Genomic DNA, 20562 nt, shown 5'->3' on the forward strand with positions numbered 1-20562 from the left:
AACCTTAAATCTCGACGGGGGTGTCGGGGTGGTTGCCCCATTCGCCCCAGGAACCGGCATAACCTTTGACTCGCGGATAACCGAGCGCCTTGGCCACCAGGTAGGTGAAGCCAGAGCGGTGGTGAGTCTGGCAGTGAGTGATGATTTCTTTATCTTTGGTCAATCCGAGGTCTTCGAGAATCTGTGGCATGTCACGGCGGATACGCAGGTTGCGCGCCTTGTCCATGCCGGCCGTCCATTCGAAGTTCACCGCGCCGGGAATGTGTCCGCTTTTGGCGGCGAGGACCTTCTCGCCGGAGTACTCCAGCGGGCCACGTGCATCCCAGATGCCCAGGTCGGCAGCGCCCAGGCGGCTTTGCAGGTATTCACGGGTGGCGGTGGGGCCGTCGTGCAGCGTGAGGCTGACCGGGCCACCGACAGGTGCGGGCATGTCGGTGGAGACTGGGCGTTGTTCTTCCAGCCAGGCCAGCAGGCCGCCATCCAGGTAGTGGTATTTCTGGTGGCCGATCACGTCGAGCATCCAGATAAAGCGCCCGGCCCAGCCGCCGCCTTCGTCGTCATAGACCACGTAGGTTGCATCCGGGGTGTGGCCCAGTTCGCCGAACAGTTTTTCCAGGTCCGCCTTGCTGGGCAGCAGGCCGGGCGCCGGCGGCTGGCCCAGTTGGGTGCGCTTGGGGTCAACGAAATGCGCGCCGGGGATATGCCCTTCGGCGTAGCGGGCTGCACTGGTGAGGTCCACCAGAATCAGGTGTTCGGCACCGAGGCGAACAATCAGGTCGCTGGACTCGATCACCAGCGGCAAGCCAGAGAAGTCAAGCATGTGAGGTCTCCTGGGCACAAATGTTGGCGATAAAAGAGGGCGATTGTAGCGCAAGCATCAGGCGCTGCGGTTGGTAAAGCAGTGCAGGGCTTTTTCGATGCATTGGGCGGTTTTGCCGAAAGCCTGCACGGTGGTTTCCGAGAACGGCCCGCCACCCTGGTCGGCCACCATCAGCATCACCACCTTGCCATTGCAGCTCAGGGAACGCAGCAGCAGGTGTTCGCCGGTGAACAGGCGGCGCAGGATCGGCGGCAGCAAGGCCGAGAACTGGGCATGGTTTTCGGGGTTGAGGCGCACCTGGGCGGACTTTTCCAGCAGGCGTTGCAGCAGGGTGCTGTTGACCACGTCCAGGCTCAGGTTGGCGGCGTCTTTGGGCAGGCCATCGGCCTGGTGCACGCGCAAGGTACTCAAGGCGCGATCGGCCATCAGCAGCATGACCCGCTGCATGCCACTTGCGACCAAGGCCTCCTTGGCGCAAGTGGTCAGGTGCATCGCGTTGGCAAAGCGGCTCGGTTCCACCAGCAGTTCTGTGCAGCGCTTGCGCCACACGGCCAGGGCCTCGGCGGTGGGCGGTGGTGCCGGCAGCAGGCCGCGATGGATCTTCGCCACATGCCACGGCCAGATCAGTGACAGCGCCGGGTGCCAGAGGTCGGGCATCAAGGTGGTACGGGCACTGGTGACAGCTTGTTGGTGGACCAGTTGCTGCACCTCGCCCAACGGTTGTTGCAGGTACAGCGCTGTGAGCAACTGCCAGCGTTCGGTGTGCGGGCAGGTCCAGGATTCCTGGGCCGACATCGCCAGGCCGTTGGCCAGCAACACGGTATTGGCCGGCTGGTTCAGCCAGCGCCGCAGGTTGGGTTCGGCGTCGAGCAATTGCTGATGGCGCAGTGGGTCGTCTTCGCGAGCGATATGCAGGGCCTTGACCAGCAGGCGCTGCTCGCTCATCAGCAACTTATAGCCTTGGGATACCCAGATCGGCAGGTGCCAGGCTTCGGTCAGGCCGACGCACAGGTCCAGCAGGCGTATGCCGAACAATTCCTGCTCGACCGCGCGGGCGGACTGGCCCTTGTGGATAACCCGCAGCTCCCATTCCTCCAGGAGTTTGGGGTAGGCCACCGCCATCGGCCACAGCGGCGACAGAAACAGCAGGCTGCCCCAGTGGATGTCCTGCCACAGCCGCGCCAGGCGGCTGCCGAACAAACCGTTGGCCTGCTGCGACGCGTGCTGGCTGACCAGCAACAGTTGGCGCAACGCCACGGGGATCTCGTTGGCCGGCACCGAGGGCAGGCGTGCCAGCAGTTCTTCGGCGCGCTTGAGGCCCAGGCGGTTGAGTGCCACTTCGAGGTTTTCCGCCGGTTCCGCCAGGCTGCCATGGGTGTGGCTGTTGGCCTCGCGCATCACGCTGAGCACCAGGGCCGGGCTGCTTTGCATCAGTTCGGCAATATCCCGCAATGAACTGCGGTTATCGCGGATGCCTTTGCACACACGGTCGTGACTGGCCTGGGGAACGGGCAGCAGCACTTCGTCCAGGCGCTTGATCCAAGCGGCGAGAGAGTTGGGTTTTGCAGTTGGGACTGTCGTTTCATTAGCCATGATTGGGGCGCGATCATCACTTGCGGTCTACACGCCCGGAGCGGGCCGAACTGGCTTTTCGCCTTAACGGGCTATAGTCTGGCGCAGTTTTGCCGATAAGTAGAACAAGAGTTTTCTGCTACACCCAATATGTCCATGAACCCGACGGCGCAAGTACTCATCTCCTATGGCTAAAATTATCGGCATCATCGTCGTCTTCGCAAGCGTGCTCGGCGGGTACGTCCTGTCCCACGGTAAAATCGCTGCGTTGATCCAGCCTTTCGAGGTGATGATCATTGGCGGTGCGGCACTGGGTGCATTCCTGCAGGCGAACCCCGGCTACATGACCATGCACGTGATCAAGAAGTCGCTGGGCATGTTCGGTTCGCGCTTCACCCACACCTTCTACCTGGAGGTGTTGGGCCTGGTCTACGAGATCCTCAACAAGAGCCGCCGCGAAGGCATGATGGCCATCGAGGCCGACATCGAAGACGCCGCCGCCAGCCCGATTTTCGCCAAGTACCCGGCCGTGCTCAAAGATGAGCGCATGACCGCCTACATCTGTGACTACCTGCGCATCATGTCCTCCGGCAACATGGCCCCCCATGAGCTGGAAGGCCTGTTCGACATGGAATTGTTCAGCCTTAAAGAAGAGCTGGAGCACCCGTCCCACGCTGTGACCGGCATCGCTGACGGTATGCCGGGTTTCGGTATCGTCGCGGCGGTACTCGGTATCGTGGTGACCATGGCGTCCCTGGGTGAGGGCGACCAGGCCGCTATTGGCATGCACGTGGGTGCAGCGCTGGTCGGTACCTTCTTCGGTATTCTCGCGGCCTATGGTTTCTTCGGCCCGCTGGCGACTTCCCTGGCCCATGACGCCAAGGAAGAAGTGAACCTGTACGAATCGATCAAGGCCAGCCTTGTTGCTTCCGCTTCCGGCATGCCGCCGTCGCTGGCGGTAGAGTTCGGTCGCAAGGTCCTGTACCCCAAGCATCGCCCAAGCTTCGCCGAGCTGGAACAAGCGGTTCGCGGTCGCTAAGCCATGGAAAACAACCAGCCGATAATCATCAAGCGCGTCAAGCGCTTCGCTGCGGGGCACCATGGTGGCGCCTGGAAAATCGCCTTCGCCGACTTTGCGACGGCGATGATGGCGTTCTTCCTGGTGCTGTGGCTGATGTCCACCGCCACGCCGGAACAGAAGATCGCCATTGCCGGCTACTTCAAGGACCCGATTGGCTTTTCGGAAAGCGGCACGCCCTTTGTGATCGACCTGGGGGGCTCGCCGCAGTTGGCCCCTGAGCGCACCATCAACCCGGAGGTCAAGACCGAAGCGCCTCAGGAAAAAATCCCGATCGAGCGCGATACCGTCGAGTCGATGGCCGAACAGGTCGAGCAGGAGCGCCTCGAATTGTTGCTGCAGGAGCTGCAGACCAAGGTCGAGGAAAACCCGCAACTGCTGAAGTTCAAGGACCAGATCTCCTTCGAAATCACGCCTGAAGGCCTGCGCATCCAGATCACCGACGCCGCCAACCGGCCGATGTTCGACTCCGGCAGCGCCCGATTGAAACCGTACTTCGAAGACATCCTGCTGGCCATGGCCGACACCATCAAGGCAGTGCCGAACAAGATCAGCATCAGTGGCCACACCGACGCCAAGCCGTACGCCGGGCAGGGTGATTTCGGCAACTGGGAGCTTTCAGCCAACCGCGCCAACGCCGCACGTCGTGCGCTGGTGGCTGGCAGCTATCCGGATGCGCAAGTGGCGCGGGTGGTGGGTTTTGCTTCGTCACAGCTGTTTGATCATCAAGACCCGTTCAACCCGGTCAACCGCCGGATCGATATTGTGGTGCTGACCAAAAAGGCCCAGCGTGCGATTGAAGGTGACCAGCCGCCAGCGCCGCAACCCACTCCGGGGGCCGGCGCGCCGGGTGAAGTACCGGCCGACCCGAACGCGATTCCGCCAGGGCAGGAGCCGTTGCCGGCGCATGAGCTGCGCCAGAAGCTGAACCTGTTTGATGACGGTGGGGTGAAGGATCCTACGGTGCCTAAGACGGGTTCTTAGGCAACTAAGGTCTTTTTGTGGTGAGCGGGCTTGTCCCGCGTAGGGCTGCAAAGCAGCCCTGACCCGAACGACGCATTCCTTCCAGGTAAAACGCGTCATCAGGCTTTGGGGCTGCTGCGCAGCCCTACGCGGGACAAGCCCGCTCGCCACAATGTTGTCTGTGCGGCTCAATAACTGCTTTCGGGCAAGCTCGCAATAATCGACCGATAGCTGTTCATCCGCTGTTGCTGCACGCGGCCATCTTCCAGGGCCTTGAGCAACGCACAGCCCGGTTCGCGGTCGTGTTTGCAATCGCGGAAGCGGCAGGTGCCGATCAGGTCGTTGAATTCGATAAAGCCCGCTTCTACATCGCTGCGGCTGACGTGGCCGAGGCCGAATTCACGGATGCCGGGGGAGTCGATCAGCTCACCGCCGCCGGGGAAGTGGAACAACCGCGCGGTGGTGGTGGTGTGGGTGCCCTGGCCGGACAGTTCCGACAGTGGGCCTACGCGGGTGTCGACTTCCGGCAGCAGGCTGTTGACCAGCGAGGATTTACCCACGCCGGACTGGCCTACAAACACGCTGATGCGTCCGTCCAGTTGCTGTTGCAACTGTTCCATGCCATTACCGTGATGCGCCGAAACCTCCAGCACCGGGTAGCCGAGGGTGCGGTACACCGCCAGCAAGGCGTTGAGTGCCGGGGCATTCTGCTCGTCGATCAGGTCGAATTTGTTCAGCAGCAACAGTGGGCGGATGCCGGCATGCTCAGCCGCCACCAGGTAGCGGTCGATCAGGTTGGCATGGGGCTCGGGCAGTGGCGCAAACACGATCACGATCATGTCGACGTTGGCCGCTACGGGCTTGAGCTGGCCACGGCTGTCCGGGCGGCGCAGCTCGGTGGTGCGCGGCAATTGGGCGACGATCACGCCGATGCCCTGGTTGCCTGCACGCCACACAACCTGGTCGCCCGTCACCAGCGCCGGCAGGTTGGCGCGCAAGTGGCAGCGGAACACCTGGCCTGCGAGTTCGCCTTCGAGCGCCTCGACTTCGACCTGCACGCCGAAGTGCGCGATGACTAGGCCTGTTTGTTCAGGGCCGAGGTCGCCGCCCTCGAGCGCTTCCACGGCGGAGGATTCACGTTTGGCGGCGCGCGCGGCGCGTTCGCCCTGAATCTTTTCGATGCGCCAGTTTTGGCGACGGTTGAGCTGGCGTTTGGCCATTGGTGTTCCGTGTCGATAATGCAAAGGTTGGGTAAAACGGTCGCGAGTCTAGCACGGCCCCGCCTGCTAAACTGCGCAGCTACGCCAAGGTGCCAAGAGAATCAAACCATGCAAAACCCACAGAACCTGATTTGGATCGATCTGGAAATGACCGGTCTGAACCCCGACACCGACGTCATCATCGAGATGGCGACCATCGTCACCGACAGCAACCTCAACACCTTGGCCGAAGGTCCGGTGATCGCCATCCACCACAGCGATGCGGTGCTCGCCACCATGGACGAGTGGAACACCCGCACCCACGGCAACTCCGGCCTGACCCAGCGCGTGCGTGACAGCCGCATCAGCATGGCCGAAGCCGAAGCCGAAACCATCGCCTTCCTGGAAAAATGGGTGCCCAAGGGCAAGTCGCCGATCTGCGGCAACAGCATCTGCCAGGATCGCCGCTTCCTTTATACGCATATGAAAGCGCTGGAAAGCTACTTCCATTACCGCAACCTGGATGTATCTACCTTGAAAGAACTGGCTGCGCGCTGGGCGCCGGAAGTAAAGGACAGCTTCCATAAAGGCAGCACGCACCTGGCGCTGGATGATATTCGTGAGTCGATTGCGGAGTTGCAGCATTACCGCAAGCATTTCATCAAGGCCTGAGTTCCCTCAATGGTGAGCCGGCTTTTTGTGGCGAGCGGGCTAGTCGAATCGTCGCACCGCCCGCGTTGGGCTGCGCAGCAGCCCTAATACTGCCAACACACCTCTCCAAACAGATATCATTGCCGGCTTTGGGGCTGCTGCGCAGCCCAACGCGGGGCTAGCCCGCTCGCCACAGTTTTGCAAGGATCGTCCTCATGCTGCTGATGCTCTACCTCATCGCCATCACTGCCGAAGCCATGACTGGCGCGCTGTCGGCCGGGCGGCGGGGCATGGACTGGTTTGGCGTCGTGCTGATCGCCTGCGTGACGGCGCTGGGGGGCGGTTCGGTGCGCGATGTGCTGCTGGGGCATTACCCGCTGACCTGGGTCAAGCACCCCGAATACCTGGTGCTCACCTCCGTCGCCGCGCTGGTGACGATCTTTATCGCGCCGCTGATGCGCCGCCTGCGTTCGTTGTTCCTGGCATTGGACGCCCTGGGCCTGGTGGCCTTCACCCTGATCGGTTGCATGACCGCCCTGGAAATGGGGCACGGCATGCTGGTGGCATCGGTCAGCGGCGTGATCACCGGAGTCTTCGGTGGCATCCTGCGGGATATCTTCTGCAACGACATCCCGCTGATCTTCCGCCGTGAGCTGTACGCCAGCGTGTCGTTCCTGGCCGCCTGGTTCTACATGCTGTGCCTCTACCTGGAACTGCCCAGTGAGCAATCGATTTTGCTGACGCTATTCAGCGGCTTTCTACTGCGCTTGCTGGCGATCCGTTTCCACTGGGAAATGCCCAAGTTCGTCTACAACGACGACGTGCACTAGCGGTTGGCGTGCTGGTTCAGCGCCCATTCCACATGTTCGCGCACCAGCTCCGAGGGATACTCCCGCCGCGCCTTCAAGGCTTCCAGCACCGGAATGCTTGATGGTGCGTTGCCCAGGCCGACCGCCAGGTTGCGCAACCAGCGCTCATAGCCGGCGCGGCGCAGGGGGGAACCTTCGGTGCTGCTGAGGAATTTATCCTCATCCCACATAAACAACTCGGCCAGTTCGGCGTTATCCAGGTTGTGGCGTGGCTTGAAATCGCCTTCGGCCGTAGCGCGGGCGAAACGATTCCACGGGCAAACGATCTGACAGTCATCACAACCGAACACGCGGTTGCCGATCAACGGGCGCAGGTCTTCGGGGATCGCGTTCTTGAGCTCGATGGTCAGGTAGGAAATGCAGCGCCGGGCGTCCAGCACGTAGGGGCCGACAAAGGCATTGGTGGGGCAGATGTCCAGGCAGGCGGTGCAGCGCCCGCAATGTTCGGTGCTATGAGGTTCGTCCACCGGCAGCGGCAGGTCGATAAACAGCTCGCTCAGGAAGAAGTAGCTGCCCGCCTTGCGATTGAGCACCAGGGTGTTTTTGCCGATCCAGCCCAGCCCGGCTTTTTCGGCGATAGCTTTTTCCAGCACCGGTGCGCTGTCGACGAAGGCGCGGAAGCCGAAGGGGCCGATCTGCGCCTGGATACGGTCAGCCAGTTGCTGCACGCGCTTGCGGATCAGCTTGTGGTAGTCGCGGCCCAGGGCGTAACGCGAGATATAGGCTTTTTCCGGCTTGGCCAGCAGTTGCGCCATCTGTGTGTCGCCGGGCAGGTAGTCCATGCGCAGCGAGACCACGCGCAAGGTGCCGGGCACCAGCTCCTCCGGATGGGAGCGTTTGCTGCCATGGGCGCCCATGTAGTCCATTTCGCCGTGGTAACCCGCGTCGAGCCAGCGTTGCAGGTGCTGTTCATGCTCGGCCAGGTCCAGGCCGCTGATGCCGACTTGCTGAAAGCCCAGCTCGCGGCCCCAGTCTTTGATCGATTCGGCGAGGGCAGGCAGATCGGTGGTGATGGCAGGCATGAGACAAGGGAAACCGCAGGTTAGATAGGTATAATTCTGCCAGACATCGGAGCTTGAAGACGCATGCCGCAGACAAAACACGCAATAACCGACGTACAACCGCTGTTGCACGGCCATTTGCCGCAACTCGCTGCGCGTTCCCCGGACGCCCATAAAGGCCAGTTCGGCCACCTGCTGGTCATCGGCGGTGACCGCGGCTTTGGCGGCGCCGCGCTGCTGAGTGCCGAAAGCGCCCTGCGCAGCGGCGCGGGCATGGTGTCCCTGGCGACGCGCCTGGAGCATGTGCCAGCGGCCCTGGCCCGCTTGCCGGAAGTCATGACCGTTGGGGTGAGTTCGGCCAATCAATTGATGGGCCTGCTGGAAAAGATCTCAGTCATTGTGATCGGGCCAGGGCTCGGTGATGCGTCTTGGGGCAGAAGCCTGCTTTCGGTCGCCGCCAATGCCAGCCTGCCGCAGGTGTGGGACGCCGACGCGTTGAATCAGCTCGCCACCGGCAGTGTCAGGCTGCCGGCCGATTGCGTGATCACCCCGCATCCTGGGGAGGCTGCGCGCTTGTTGGGCGTGTCGACAGCCGAGGTTCAGGCCGATCGTCTTAAGGTGGCGCGCGCGTTGAGCCAGAAATTCAATGCAGTGGCTATTCTCAAGGGCGCAGGCAGCTTGATTGCCAACCCGGACGGGCGTGTTTCGCGCTGTGACCAAGGCCACCCGGCGATGGCAACGGCAGGGCTGGGCGATGTACTGGCCGGTCTGGTGGGCGCGCTGCTGGCCCAAGGCATGCCGGCCTATGAAGCAAGCTGCCTGGCCGTGTGGTTGCACGCAACGGCGGGAGATCGCCAGGGGACGTTCGGTCGCGGTTTGGCGGCCAGTGACCTGATCCCTGCCATTCGTCAATTGCTGGAGGAGCAGTCACCGTGTCTGAAGTAATTTTTTTCCTGGCCGATGAAGAAGCCATGGTTGCCTTCGGTCAGCGCATTGCCCAGGTCACGGCGGGAGCGGGGCTGATCTTTCTGGAAGGTGACCTGGGGGCGGGCAAGACCACGCTGTCGCGGGGGATCATTCGCGGGCTGGGCCACACGGGGGCGGTAAAAAGCCCGACGTTCACCTTGGTCGAACCCTACGAAATCGGCGACGTGCGAGCGTTCCATTTCGACCTCTATCGCCTGGTCGATCCCGAAGAACTGGAATACATGGGTATCCGGGATTACTTCGACGAAGATACGCTGTGCCTGATCGAGTGGCCAGATAAAGGCACAGGCTTTTTGCCAAAGCCTGACCTGACCATTACCATTACGCCGCATGAGCATGGACGTCAGTTGAAGTTGTTGCCCCAGAGCGTGCGCGGCCAGTCGTGGTGCGCGGCTTTGGCATTGGAATTCAAATAATTGGTGGGGTTAGGTATGCGCTTTCGCGCGTTGGTTGCTGTCGTGGGGGTGTTGCTTGCGGCAATGACTGTCAATGCTCTGGCTGCTTCACAGGTGAAGAGTGTTCGCCTGTGGCGAGCGCCGGATAACACGCGACTGGTGTTCGACCTGTCTGGCCCGGTCCAGCACAGCGTCTTTACCCTGACGGCGCCTGATCGCCTGGTGATCGACATCAACGGTGCGACCCTGGCCGCGCCGTTGAAAGTCTCCACCGCCAACACCCCGATTACCGCCATGCGTTCGGCCCAACGCACGCCGACCGACCTGCGCGTGGTCATCGACCTGAAAAAAGTCGTGACCCCGAAAAGCTTCTCCCTGGCGCCCAACGCCCAATACGGCAACCGGCTGGTGGTCGACCTGTTCGACAACGCCGCCGATGCCGCGCCGCCGCCTGCGCCCACCCCGAGCGTGGCTACGGTGCCGGCAGTGCCGGTGAACCCGTCGCAACCGCAGGTCAAGCTGCCACCGCCGCCACCGGCTCCGGCCGGCAAGCGCGATATCATCGTGGTCATCGACGCCGGTCACGGTGGTGAAGATCCGGGTGCTTCTGGCTCACGCGGCCAGCACGAAAAAGACGTGGTACTCGCCATCGCCCGCGAGCTGCAGCGCCAGGTCAATGGCATGAAGGGCTACCGCGCCGAGCTGACGCGTACCGGCGACTACTTCATTCCGCTGCGCGGCCGTACCGAAATCGCCCGCAAGAAAGGCGCCGACCTGTTTGTGTCGATCCACGCCGACGCCGCGCCTTCGGCCGCCGCGTTTGGCGCCTCGGTGTTTGCCCTGTCGGATCGCGGTGCTACGTCCGAGACCGCGCGCTGGCTGGCCGACAGTGAAAACCGTTCCGACCTGATCGGCGGCGCCGGCAACGTGTCCCTCGATGACAAGGACAAAATGCTCGCCGGCGTGCTGCTCGACCTGTCGATGACCGCTTCGCTGACGTCCAGCTTGAACGTGGGCCAGAAGGTCCTGAGCAACATCGGCCGAGTCACCTCGCTGCACAAGCAGCGTGTGGAACAGGCCGGGTTCATGGTGCTGAAATCGCCGGATATCCCCTCGATCCTGGTGGAAACCGGGTTTATCTCCAACTCCAACGAGGCCTCGAAACTGGCAAGCGCCAGTCACCAGCAGGCGCTGGCGCGTTCGATCAGTGCCGGTATCCGCCAGTTCTTCCAGCAGAACCCGCCGCCGGGCACCTACATCGCCTGGCTGCGTGACTCGGGGAAAATCGCCCAGGGCCCGCGTGACCATCGTGTGCAGCCGGGCGACACCCTCGCCATGCTGGCGGTGCGTTTCCAGGTGTCGGCCGCGACCTTGCGCAGTGCCAACAACCTGAAAACCGATGAGTTGAAAGTCGGTCAGGTGTTGACCATCCCCGGCACTGAATTGGCGGCACAGTAATGAGCGAATCACTCCTGAACAGCGGATCGCGCATTGAGCTGCTGAGCCCGCGCCTTGCCAACCAGATTGCGGCAGGCGAGGTGGTCGAGCGCCCCGCATCGGTGATCAAGGAGCTGCTGGAAAACAGCATCGACTCCGGCGCCAAGCGCATTGATGTCGATGTGGAGCAGGGCGGCGTCAAGCTGTTGCGTGTGCGTGACGATGGCAGCGGTATTTCCTCCGATGACCTGCCGCTGGCCCTGGCGCGCCACGCCACCAGCAAGATTCGCGACCTGGAAGACCTTGAGCGGGTGATGAGCCTGGGCTTTCGCGGTGAGGCGCTGGCCTCCATCAGCTCCGTCGCCCGCCTGACCCTGACCTCCCGTACCCGCAGCGCCGAACAGGCCTGGCAGGTGGAAACCGAAGGTCGCGACATGGCACCTCGGGTCCAGCCAGCGGCGCATCCGGTCGGCACTTCGGTGGAGGTGCGCGATCTGTTCTTCAACACCCCGGCGAGGCGCAAGTTTCTAAAGGCTGAAAAAACCGAATTCGATCACCTGCAGGAAGTCATCAAGCGCCTGGCCCTGGCTCGCTTCGATGTAGCGTTCCACCTGCGCCATAACGGCAAGACCATCCTCAGCCTGCATGAAGCCAACGATGACGCTGCGCGTGCGCGTCGAGTGTCGGCGATTTGTGGTGCGGGCTTCCTGGAGCAGGCGCTGCCGATTGAAATCGAGCGCAATGGCCTGCGCCTGTGGGGTTGGGTGGGGCTGCCGACTTTTTCCCGCAGCCAGGCGGACTTGCAGTACTTCTTTGTGAACGGTCGTGCGGTGCGCGACAAGCTGGTGGCCCACGCAGTGCGCCAGGCTTATCGCGACGTGCTGTTCAACGGGCGCCACCCTACGTTTGTACTGTTCTTTGAGGTCGACCCGTCGGTGGTGGACGTCAACGTGCACCCCACCAAGCACGAAGTGCGCTTCCGTGATGGACGCATGGTGCATGACTTCCTCTATGGCACCTTGCACCGCACCCTGGGTGATGTGCGCCCGGATGATCAATTGTCCGCACCGATTGTGACGGCAGTGGTCCGACCGAGTGGTCCGCAAGCCGGTGAGTTCGGCCCTCAGGGTGAAATGAGCCTGGCGGCGAACCTGTTGCAATCGCCGCAGTCGCAACCTTCGTATACCGCGCCGAACTCCGGCTCCGGCTCGGGTTATCAGTCTCAATATACGCCGCGCCCGCAATCGGCGGTGCCGGTGGCCGAGGCCCAGGCCGCGTACCGCGAGTTTTTTGCACCGCTGCCGGGGGCTGAGCCGGGTGCCTCGGTCGCCTTGCCGGAGGGCGGTGGTGATATTCCGCCGCTGGGTTACGCCTTGGCGCAGCTCAAGGGCATCTACATCCTGGCGGAGAACGCCCACGGCCTGGTGCTGGTGGACATGCACGCCGCCCACGAGCGGATCATGTACGAGCGCCTCAAGATCGCGATGGCCAGCGAAGGCCTCAGCGGGCAGCCGCTGCTGGTGCCGGAATCCCTGGCAGTCAGCCAGCGTGAGGCCGATTGCGCCGAAGAGCACCACAGCGTGTTCCAGAAGCTGGGCTTTGAATTGCAACGCCTGGGCCCGGAAACCCTGGCCATCCGCCAGATTCCCGCGCTGCTCAAGCAGGCTGAGGCAAACCGGCTGGTGGCTGACGTGCTGGCAGACCTGATGGAGTACGGCACCAGTGACCGCATCCAGGCGCACATCAACGAGCTGCTCGGCACCATGGCCTGTCACGGCGCCATCCGCGCCAATCGCCGCCTGGCCCTGCCGGAAATGAACGGCTTGCTGCGCGATATGGAAAACACCGAGCGCAGCGGGCAATGCAACCATGGCCGACCGACCTGGACCCAGATGGGCCTGGACGATCTGGACAAACTGTTCCTGCGCGGCCGTTGATGAGTGCCTTGCCCCCCGCGATCTTCCTGATGGGCCCCACGGCCGCCGGCAAGACCGACCTGGCCATCGAGCTGACCAAGGTGCTGCCGTGCGAGCTGATCAGTGTCGACTCTGCCCTGGTTTACCGGGACATGGACATCGGCACCGCCAAGCCTTCGAAACAGCTTCTGGCCCAGTATCCGCACCGGTTGATCGACATCATCGACCCGTCCGAGAGCTATTCGGCTGCAGATTTTCGCACCGATGCACTCGCCGCCATGGCCGACATCACCGCAAGGGGCAATATTCCGCTGCTGGTAGGGGGGACGATGCTCTACTACAAGGCTTTGCAGGAAGGCCTGGCGGATATGCCCCCGGCCGACGCCCAGGTGCGCGCCGAGCTCGAAGAAGAAGCGGCACGCCTTGGCTGGCAAGCCCTGCACGACCAGTTGGCGGCAGTCGACCCGGTATCCGCCGCACGCATTCACCCCAATGACCCCCAGCGCCTCACCCGTGCCCTGGAAGTCTGGCGTGTGAGTGGGCAGACCATGACTGAACACCGCCTGAAACAAAGTGCGCAAAGTGCTGACGCAGGCGCTTCGGGACAGTCACAATTGCCCTATACTGTGGCGAATCTGGCCATCGCTCCGGCAAATCGCCAGGTGCTGCATGAACGAATTGCACAAAGATTCACAATTATGTTGGAACAGGGGTTTGTGGACGAGGTCGTAGCTCTGCGTTCCAGAGGTGACCTGCATCCAGGGTTACCTTCGATACGTGCTGTAGGCTACCGCCAAGTCTGGGATCATCTGGATGGCAAGCTGACGTCAGCCGAAATGCAGGAACGCGGCATCATTGCCACGCGCCAATTGGCGAAACGCCAGTTCACCTGGTTGCGCAGCTGGAGCGATTTGCACTGGCTGGACAGCCTGGACAGCGACAATCTGTCACGCGCCTTGAAATACTTGGGAACGGTCTCCATATTGAGCTGAGTCCTTGCAATTGCCGTCTATCCTTGGGGGTGTGACGGCCATAAGCTATCTATTTTCCGATTTTTTATTATTGATCCTTAAAGGAGTGCGGCACATGTCAAAAGGGCATTCGCTACAAGACCCTTACTTGAATACTTTACGTAAAGAGAAAGTGGGGGTTTCCATCTATCTGGTCAACGGTATCAAGCTGCAAGGCACGATCGAGTCGTTCGACCAGTTCGTGATCCTGCTGAAAAACACCGTCAGCCAGATGGTCTACAAGCACGCTATCTCGACAGTCGTTCCAGTTCGTCCAATCCGTCTGCCTAGCGCAGCGGGTGATGAACAGGGTGACGTTGAGGCAGGTAACGCCTGATAGGAGTCTCCTTTGTTCTTTGAGCGCCACGGTGGTGGTGAGCGAGTGATCCTCGTTCACTTGGATGGACAGGACCCTGAGGCGCGCGAAGATCCGCAGGAGTTTCAGGAGTTGGCAAATTCGGCCGGCGCCGAGACCGTTGCGTTTTTTAACGTGCCGCGTCATCGGCCAACCGCCAAATTCCTGATTGGCAGCGGCAAGGTCGAGGAACTGCGCGACCTGGTCCACGCCGAAGAAGCCGATCTGGTGATCTTCAATCACATCCTCACGCCCAGTCAGGAACGCAACCTCGAACGTGTCTTCGAGTGTCGCGTGATCGACCGTACCGGTCTGATTCTCGATATTTTTGCCCAGCGCGCACGTACCCATGAAGGCAAGCTCCAGGTCGAACTGGCCCAGCTTGACCACATGAGCACCCGGCTGGTCCGCGGCTGGACTCACCTTGAGCGCCAGGGTGGCGGTATCGGTATGCGTGGCCCGGGTGAAACCCAGCTCGAAACCGACCGACGCCTGCTGCGGGTTCGCCTGCGCCAGATCAAGGGCCGCCTCGAGAAAGTGCGCAGCCAGCGCGAGCAATCGCGGCGTGGCCGTTCCCGCGCGGATATTCCGACCGTGTCCCTGGTGGGTTATACCAACGCCGGCAAATCCACACTGTTCAACAACGTGACGAAATCGGACGTATACGCGGCCGACCAACTGTTCGCCACCCTCGACCCGACCCTGCGCCGCCTGGATCTTGACGACCTGGGGCCGATTGTCCTGGCCGATACCGTGGGTTTCATTCGTCACTTGCCGCACAAGCTGGTCGAGGCATTTCGGTCTACGCTCGAAGAGTCGAGCAATTCCGACTTGCTGCTGCACGTGATCGATGCGGCCGAACCGGATCGCATGTTGCAGATTGAACAGGTGATGCTGGTGCTGGGCGAGATTGGCGCCCAGGACTTGCCGATCCTCGAGGTCTATAACAAACTCGATTTGCTTGAAGGCGTTGAGCCACAAATCCAGCGCGATGAGAACGGCAAGCCCCAACGGGTCTGGCTGTCGGCGCGTGATGGCAGCGGTCTCGAGTTGCTTGAACAAGCCATTGCCGAGTTGCTCGGCAGCGATTTGTTCGTTGGCACCTTGCGCTTGCCCCAGCGTTTTGCTCGACTGCGTGCACAGTTTTTCGAGTTGGGCGCGGTACAGAAAGAAGAACACGACGAAGAGGGTGTCAGCTTGCTGGCCGTTCGATTGCCGCGCTCGGAGCTGAATCGGCTGGTCAGCCGTGAAGGCGTGGTACCGGCGGAGTTCATCGAACAACACACTTTGCAATAAAAGCCTCCTAAAGCGGTTGTGCCGCAGTGGCAGGCATTCTGTAGCATTGGTCGGCGCGCCGTGGGTGCGTCTTTGCTTTATCAGATGGAGAGCGCTATGGCTTGGAATGAGCCGGGTGGCAACTCGAATAATCAGGATCCTTGGGGTGGTAAACGCCGCAATAATGGCGACCGCAAGGGGCCACCAGATCTCGACGAGGCCTTCCGAAAGCTGCAGGAAAGCCTGAATGGGTTGTTCGGTGGTGGAAAAAAACGTGGTGGTGACGACGGCGGTCGCACAAGCAAGGGCGGTGGCTATGGCCTGCTGGGCCTGGGTCTTGTCGTGCTGGCGGCCGTATGGCTGTACAGCGCTGTCTACGTAGTGGACGAACAGGAGCAAGCCGTGGTGCTGCGCTTCGGCAAGTACTACGAGACTGTCGGCCCTGGCCTGAACATCTACTTCCCGCCGATCGACAAGAAGTACATGGAGAACGTCACGCGTGAGCGTGCCTACACCAAGCAGGGCCAGATGCTGACCGAAGACGAGAACATCGTCGAAGTGCCGCTGACCGTGCAGTACAAGATCAGCAACCTGCAGGACTTCGTGCTGAACGTAGATCAGCCGGAAATCAGCCTGCAACACGCCACCGAAAGTGCCCTGCGCCACGTCGTCGGTTCGACCGCGATGGACCAGGTGCTGACCGAAGGTCGTGAATTGATGGCCAGCGAGATCAAGGAGCGCCTGCAACGGTTCCTCGATACCTACCGTACCGGTATCACCGTCACCCAGGTGAACGTACAGAGCGCAGCCGCACCGCGTGAAGTACAGGAAGCCTTCGACGACGTGATCCGCGCCCGTGAAGACGAGCAGCGTTCGCGCAACCAGGCTGAAACCTACGCCAACGGCGTCGTGCCGGAAGCCCGTGGTCAGGCCCAGCGCATCCTCGAGGATGCCAACGGTTACCGCGACGAAGTGGTCTCCCGCGCCAAGGGTGAGGCGGATCGCTTTACCAAGCTGGTTGCCGAGTACCGCAAGGCGCCGGAAGTCACGCGTGAGCGTCTGTACCTGGACACCATGCAGGAAGTCTTCAGCAACACCAGCAAGGTTCTCGTGACCGGCAGCAAGGGTGGGCAGAACAACCTGCTGTACCTGCCGCTGGACAAGATGATCGAAGGTGGTCGTAGCAGCACCAGCGCACCGTCCACCGGTTCCAATGCCGCTGCCAACGAAGCGAGCGCCCGTGCGGCCGCTGACTTGCTGCAACAGCAAACACGTACCAGGGAGAGTCGTTGATGAGCAATAAATCGCTGACCGCCCTGATTGTGGGCGTCGTCGTGGTCATCGCTGCCTGGAACTGCTTCTACATCGTGGCTCAGACCGAGCGTGCGGTGCTGCTGCAATTCGGTCGCGTGGTCCAGGCGGATGTCCAGCCGGGCCTGCATGTGAAAGTCCCCTACGTCAACCAGGTGCGCAAGTTCGATGCCCGCTTGATGACGCTGGATGCACCGACACAGCGCTTCCTGACCCTGGAAAAGAAAGCCGTGATGGTTGACGCCTACGCCAAGTGGCGCGTCAAGGATGCCGAGCGCTTCTACACCGCGACCTCCGGCCTCAAGCAGATTGCCGATGAGCGTTTGTCGCGCCGTCTGGAATCGGGCCTGCGTGACCAGTTTGGTAAGCGCACCCTGCACGAGGTGGTCTCCGGTGAGCGTGACGCGCTGATGGCTGACATCACCCGTTCGCTGAATACGATGGCGGAAAAAGAGCTGGGCATCGAAGTGGTCGATGTTCGGGTCAAGGCCATCGACCTGCCGAAGGAAGTGAACCGCAGCGTGTTCGAGCGCATGAGCACCGAGCGTGAGCGTGAAGCCCGTGAGCACCGCGCCAAGGGTAACGAACTGGCCGAGGGTATCCGTGCGGATGCTGACCGTCAGCGTCGTGTACTGTTGGCCGAAGCCTATCGCGAGTCTGAAGAGGCCCGTGGTGATGGCGACGCTCAAGCTGCGGCGATCTACGCCAAGGCTTACGGCCAGGACCAGGAGTTCTACGCGTTCTACCGTAGCCTGCGTGCCTACCGTGAAAGCTTCGCGAACAAAACCGACGTCATGGTGCTGGACCCAAGTAGCGATTTCTTCCGCTACCTGGAAAAAGCCAAGTAATCAGCTCGTCACTGTGTAGGAAGCACTCCGTCGGGCGGCTAAAACGCCTGGCGGGGTGATCCTTTCAGAAAACGGGTGTATGATGCGGCAGCCGGGAAATTCCCGGCTTTTTTGCGTCTGCATGTTTGATTCGGCAGGCGTGACAGGTTTTTCGAGGAAAGTGCCCGACGAGGCCGATTACAGGCCGTTCGTCACGTCGCTCTTGCGCGTGGTTTATGCAGGCGGCGTGCATTTTCTGCTTCACTCAAGGCTCGGCCGAGGGCTGGCCGCCCGGATCAAAGGGGAATGGCGTAATGGCAACGGTAGACCGCTGGCTGCTGCCAGATGGCATCGAAGAAGTACTGCCACCGGAAGCTGCGCGCATCGAAATAGCGCGTCGCCAGGTGTTGGATCTGTTCCAGAGCTGGGGTTACGAGTTTGTCGTGACCCCCCATATCGAGTACCTGGAATCCCTGCTGACCGGCGCGGGCCAGGACCTGGATCTGCGCACCTTCAAGGTCATCGACCCGCAGTCGGGCCGTCAGATGGGCTTCCGTGCCGATATCACGCCGCAAGTGGCGCGCATCGATGCGCACACCCTGCGCCGCGAAGGTCCGAGCCGCCTGTGCTACGCGGGCAGCGTGTTGCATGCGCAGCCGCGTGCGTTGTCGTCGTCCCGTAGCCCGATCCAGTTGGGCGCCGAGTTGTACGGCGATGCCAGCCCGAGCAGCGACGTTGAAGTAATCAGCTTGATGCTGGCCATGCTGCAACTGGCTGACGTACCGGATGTCCACATGGACCTGGGTCACGTGGGTATCTACCGTGGCTTGGCCCGTGCCGCCGGTTTGTCCGGTGAAGTGGAACAACAGCTGTTCGATGCCCTGCAACGCAAGGCCATCGATGAAGTGATCGACCTCACGGCCGGCGTGCCTGCCGACCTGGCTGACATGCTGCGTGCACTGGTCAACCTGTGCGGCGGCCGTGAAGTGCTGGTGGCTGCGCGTGAGCGCCTGGCCAATGCGCCGGCGCCAGTACGGGCGGCAATGGATGACGTGTTGGCAATTGCCGAGCAGTTGTCGGCGCGCTTCCCGGAGCTGCCGCTGTACTTTGATCTGGGTGAGTTGCGCGGTTACCACTACCACACCGGCGTGGTGTTCGCGGTGTTTGTACCGGGTGTTGGCCAGGCCATCGCCCAAGGCGGTCGTTATGACGATATCGGCGCCGACTTCGGTCGTGCGCGTCCGGCCACCGGTTTTTCCACCGATTTGAAAACCCTGGTGACCCTGGGGCGTGCTGAGGTCGAGCTGCCGTCTGGTGGCATCTGGATGCCCGACAGTACGGACGCAGCACTCTGGCAGCAGGTTTGCCAGTTGCGCAGTGAGGGTCAGCGTGTTGTCCAGGCCCTGCCTGGCCAGCCATTGGCCGCCGCCCGTGCAGCGGACTGCGACCGGCAATTGATTCTGCAGAACGGGCTTTGGCAAGTATCGCCACTGGCTTCTTGAGTTTTCCTGCCGGCCATCGCCGGCACCAAGTTTGCGCGAATGAGGACAAGTGTTATGGGTAAGAATGTCGTAGTCCTGGGCACCCAATGGGGTGATGAGGGCAAAGGCAAGATCGTTGATCTGCTGACCGAACATGCTGCCGCCGTAGTGCGCTACCAAGGTGGCCACAACGCTGGCCATACCCTGGTCATCGATGGCGAAAAAACCGTTTTGCACCTGATCCCGTCGGGCGTACTGCGCGAAGGCGTGCAGTGCCTGATCGGCAACGGCGTGGTGGTTGCACCGGATGCCCTGCTGCGTGAGATCACCAAGCTGGAAGAAAAAGGCGTACCGGTGCGCGAGCGCCTGCGTATCAGCCCGTCTTGCCCGCTGATCCTGTCCTTCCACGTTGCGCTGGACCAGGCCCGTGAAAAGGCCCGTGGCGAGCTGAAGATCGGCACCACCGGTCGTGGCATCGGCCCAGCCTACGAAGACAAGGTTGCACGTCGTGGCCTGCGTGTGGGCGACCTGCTCAACATGCCGCGCTTTGAAGACAAGCTGCGTGAATTGGTGGATTACCACAACTTCATGCTGGTGGGTTACTACAAAGAACCGGCCATCGAGTTCGAAAAGACCCTGGCCGAGTGCAAGGAATACGCTGAGCTGCTCAAGCCGCTGATGCTCGACGTGACCGCCGAGTTGCACGACCTGCGCCGCGCCGGCAAAGACATCATGTTCGAAGGCGCCCAAGGCTCCCTGCTGGACATCGACCACGGCACCTACCCGTACGTGACCAGCTCGAACACTACTGCTGGCGGCGTTGCCACTGGTTCGGGCGTTGGCCCGATGTTCCTGGACTACATCCTGGGCATCACCAAGGCCTACACCACCCGTGTCGGTTCGGGTCCGTTCCCGACTGAGCTGTTCGACGAAGTCGGCGCTCACCTGGCCAAGCAAGGTCACGAGTTTGGTGCGACCACCGGCCGTGCCCGTCGTTGCGGCTGGTTTGACGCCGTTATCCTGCGTCGCGCTATCGATGTGAACAGTATCTCGGGCATCTGCCTGACCAAGCTGGACGTGCTCGATGGCCTGGAAACCATCAACATCTGCATCGGCTACAAAGATGCCGAAGGCAAGGACGTTGCTCCGACCGACGCCGACAGCTACGTGGGCCTGCAGCCTGTGTACGAAGAAGTGCCGGGCTGGACCGAATCGACCGTGGGCGCCAAGACCCTGGAAGAACTGCCGGCTAACGCCCGTGCCTACATCAAGCGTGTTGAAGCACTGATCGGCGCGCCGATCGACATTATTTCGACAGGTCCGGACCGCAACGAAACCATCGTTCTGCGTCATCCGTTCGCTTAATAAGCTGTTGATGTAAAAAGCAAAGGGCTCCTTAGGGAGCCCTTTGTCGT

At 61.6% G+C, this 20562-nt stretch carries 19 protein-coding genes; 15 read left to right on the forward strand and 4 right to left on the reverse strand.

Annotated features, from left to right (window positions below; translation table 11 throughout):
• Window positions 1-4: 4 nt before the first annotated feature.
• Together rhdA and ACZ445_RS02490 are read right to left on the reverse strand one after the other, a co-directional pair.
• On the reverse strand, window positions 5-820 hold the full coding sequence (rhdA, locus tag ACZ445_RS02485) for a thiosulfate sulfurtransferase (protein WP_310863249.1): 816 nt from the start codon (window positions 818-820) through the stop codon (window positions 5-7).
• A gap of 57 nt (window positions 821-877) precedes the next feature.
• Window positions 878-2413, reverse strand: coding sequence for an HDOD domain-containing protein (locus ACZ445_RS02490; protein ID WP_310863250.1), 1536 nt, complete (start codon window positions 2411-2413; stop codon window positions 878-880).
• Between the two features lie 166 nt (window positions 2414-2579).
• On the opposite strand from ACZ445_RS02490, the gene motA reads away from it, so the two are divergent.
• Both motA and motB read left to right on the forward strand, forming a co-directional pair.
• On the forward strand, window positions 2580-3431 hold the full coding sequence (gene motA / locus ACZ445_RS02495) for a flagellar motor stator protein MotA (protein WP_058423471.1): 852 nt from the start codon (window positions 2580-2582) through the stop codon (window positions 3429-3431).
• A gap of 3 nt (window positions 3432-3434) precedes the next feature.
• Window positions 3435-4454 (forward strand): flagellar motor protein MotB, encoded by a 1020-nt coding sequence (motB, locus tag ACZ445_RS02500; protein ID WP_058423470.1) that lies wholly within the window; start codon window positions 3435-3437, stop codon window positions 4452-4454.
• A 167-nt stretch (window positions 4455-4621) separates the two neighbouring features.
• Here motB and rsgA read toward each other — a convergent pair whose 3' ends face one another.
• Window positions 4622-5653, reverse strand: a complete 1032-nt coding sequence (rsgA, locus tag ACZ445_RS02505; protein WP_025858074.1) for a small ribosomal subunit biogenesis GTPase RsgA — start codon at window positions 5651-5653, stop codon at window positions 4622-4624.
• Window positions 5654-5761: 108 nt separating this feature from the next.
• On the opposite strand from rsgA, the gene orn reads away from it, so the two are divergent.
• Window positions 5762-6304, forward strand: coding sequence for an oligoribonuclease (orn, locus tag ACZ445_RS02510; protein WP_010213620.1), 543 nt, complete (start codon window positions 5762-5764; stop codon window positions 6302-6304).
• Window positions 6305-6498: 194 nt separating this feature from the next.
• Window positions 6499-7113, forward strand: a complete 615-nt coding sequence (locus ACZ445_RS02515) for a trimeric intracellular cation channel family protein (protein ID WP_058423469.1) — start codon at window positions 6499-6501, stop codon at window positions 7111-7113.
• On the opposite strand, the gene queG is transcribed toward ACZ445_RS02515, so the two are convergent.
• The gene (gene queG, locus ACZ445_RS02520; RefSeq protein WP_058423468.1) at window positions 7110-8174 is read right to left on the reverse strand and encodes a tRNA epoxyqueuosine(34) reductase QueG; all 1065 of its coding nucleotides are present in this window, start codon (window positions 8172-8174) and stop codon (window positions 7110-7112) included. The genes ACZ445_RS02515 and queG overlap by 4 nt on opposite strands.
• A gap of 63 nt (window positions 8175-8237) precedes the next feature.
• On the opposite strand from queG, the gene ACZ445_RS02525 reads away from it, so the two are divergent.
• From ACZ445_RS02525 to ACZ445_RS02575, 11 genes are all read left to right on the forward strand, one after another.
• The gene (locus ACZ445_RS02525; protein WP_058423467.1) at window positions 8238-9098 is read left to right on the forward strand and encodes an NAD(P)H-hydrate dehydratase; all 861 of its coding nucleotides are present in this window, start codon (window positions 8238-8240) and stop codon (window positions 9096-9098) included.
• Complete coding sequence (gene tsaE, locus ACZ445_RS02530; protein ID WP_058423466.1) at window positions 9086-9556, forward strand: tRNA (adenosine(37)-N6)-threonylcarbamoyltransferase complex ATPase subunit type 1 TsaE; 471 nt, start codon at window positions 9086-9088, stop codon at window positions 9554-9556. The genes ACZ445_RS02525 and tsaE overlap by 13 nt, the downstream gene beginning before the upstream one ends.
• A 15-nt stretch (window positions 9557-9571) precedes the next feature.
• Window positions 9572-10993, forward strand: coding sequence for an N-acetylmuramoyl-L-alanine amidase (locus ACZ445_RS02535; RefSeq protein ID WP_025857370.1), 1422 nt, complete (start codon window positions 9572-9574; stop codon window positions 10991-10993).
• On the forward strand, window positions 10993-12909 hold the full coding sequence (gene mutL / locus ACZ445_RS02540) for a DNA mismatch repair endonuclease MutL (protein ID WP_058423465.1): 1917 nt from the start codon (window positions 10993-10995) through the stop codon (window positions 12907-12909). Before ACZ445_RS02535 ends, mutL begins: the two co-directional genes overlap by 1 nt.
• Window positions 12909-13880, forward strand: a complete 972-nt coding sequence (gene miaA, locus ACZ445_RS02545) for a tRNA (adenosine(37)-N6)-dimethylallyltransferase MiaA (protein ID WP_058423464.1) — start codon at window positions 12909-12911, stop codon at window positions 13878-13880. The genes mutL and miaA overlap by 1 nt, the downstream gene beginning before the upstream one ends.
• Before the next feature lie 94 nt (window positions 13881-13974).
• Complete coding sequence (hfq, locus tag ACZ445_RS02550) at window positions 13975-14235, forward strand: RNA chaperone Hfq (protein WP_058423463.1); 261 nt, start codon at window positions 13975-13977, stop codon at window positions 14233-14235.
• Window positions 14236-14247: 12 nt separating this feature from the next.
• Window positions 14248-15549: a ribosome rescue GTPase HflX gene (hflX, locus tag ACZ445_RS02555; RefSeq protein WP_058423462.1), complete on the forward strand. Its 1302-nt coding sequence runs from the start codon at window positions 14248-14250 to the stop codon at window positions 15547-15549.
• A 96-nt stretch (window positions 15550-15645) separates the two neighbouring features.
• Window positions 15646-16821 carry an FtsH protease activity modulator HflK gene (gene hflK / locus ACZ445_RS02560; protein ID WP_028615515.1) on the forward strand — a complete coding sequence of 392 codons (1176 nt, stop codon included), beginning with the start codon at window positions 15646-15648 and terminating at the stop codon, window positions 16819-16821.
• On the forward strand, window positions 16821-17687 hold the full coding sequence (gene hflC, locus ACZ445_RS02565; RefSeq protein WP_025857365.1) for a protease modulator HflC: 867 nt from the start codon (window positions 16821-16823) through the stop codon (window positions 17685-17687). The genes hflK and hflC overlap by 1 nt, the downstream gene beginning before the upstream one ends.
• A 293-nt stretch (window positions 17688-17980) precedes the next feature.
• The gene (locus ACZ445_RS02570; protein WP_058423461.1) at window positions 17981-19168 is read left to right on the forward strand and encodes an ATP phosphoribosyltransferase regulatory subunit; all 1188 of its coding nucleotides are present in this window, start codon (window positions 17981-17983) and stop codon (window positions 19166-19168) included.
• A 54-nt stretch (window positions 19169-19222) separates the two neighbouring features.
• Window positions 19223-20512 (forward strand): adenylosuccinate synthase, encoded by a 1290-nt coding sequence (locus tag ACZ445_RS02575; RefSeq protein WP_058423460.1) that lies wholly within the window; start codon window positions 19223-19225, stop codon window positions 20510-20512.
• Window positions 20513-20562: the final 50 nt, after the last annotated feature.

Source organism: Pseudomonas allii (assembly GCF_055380095.1).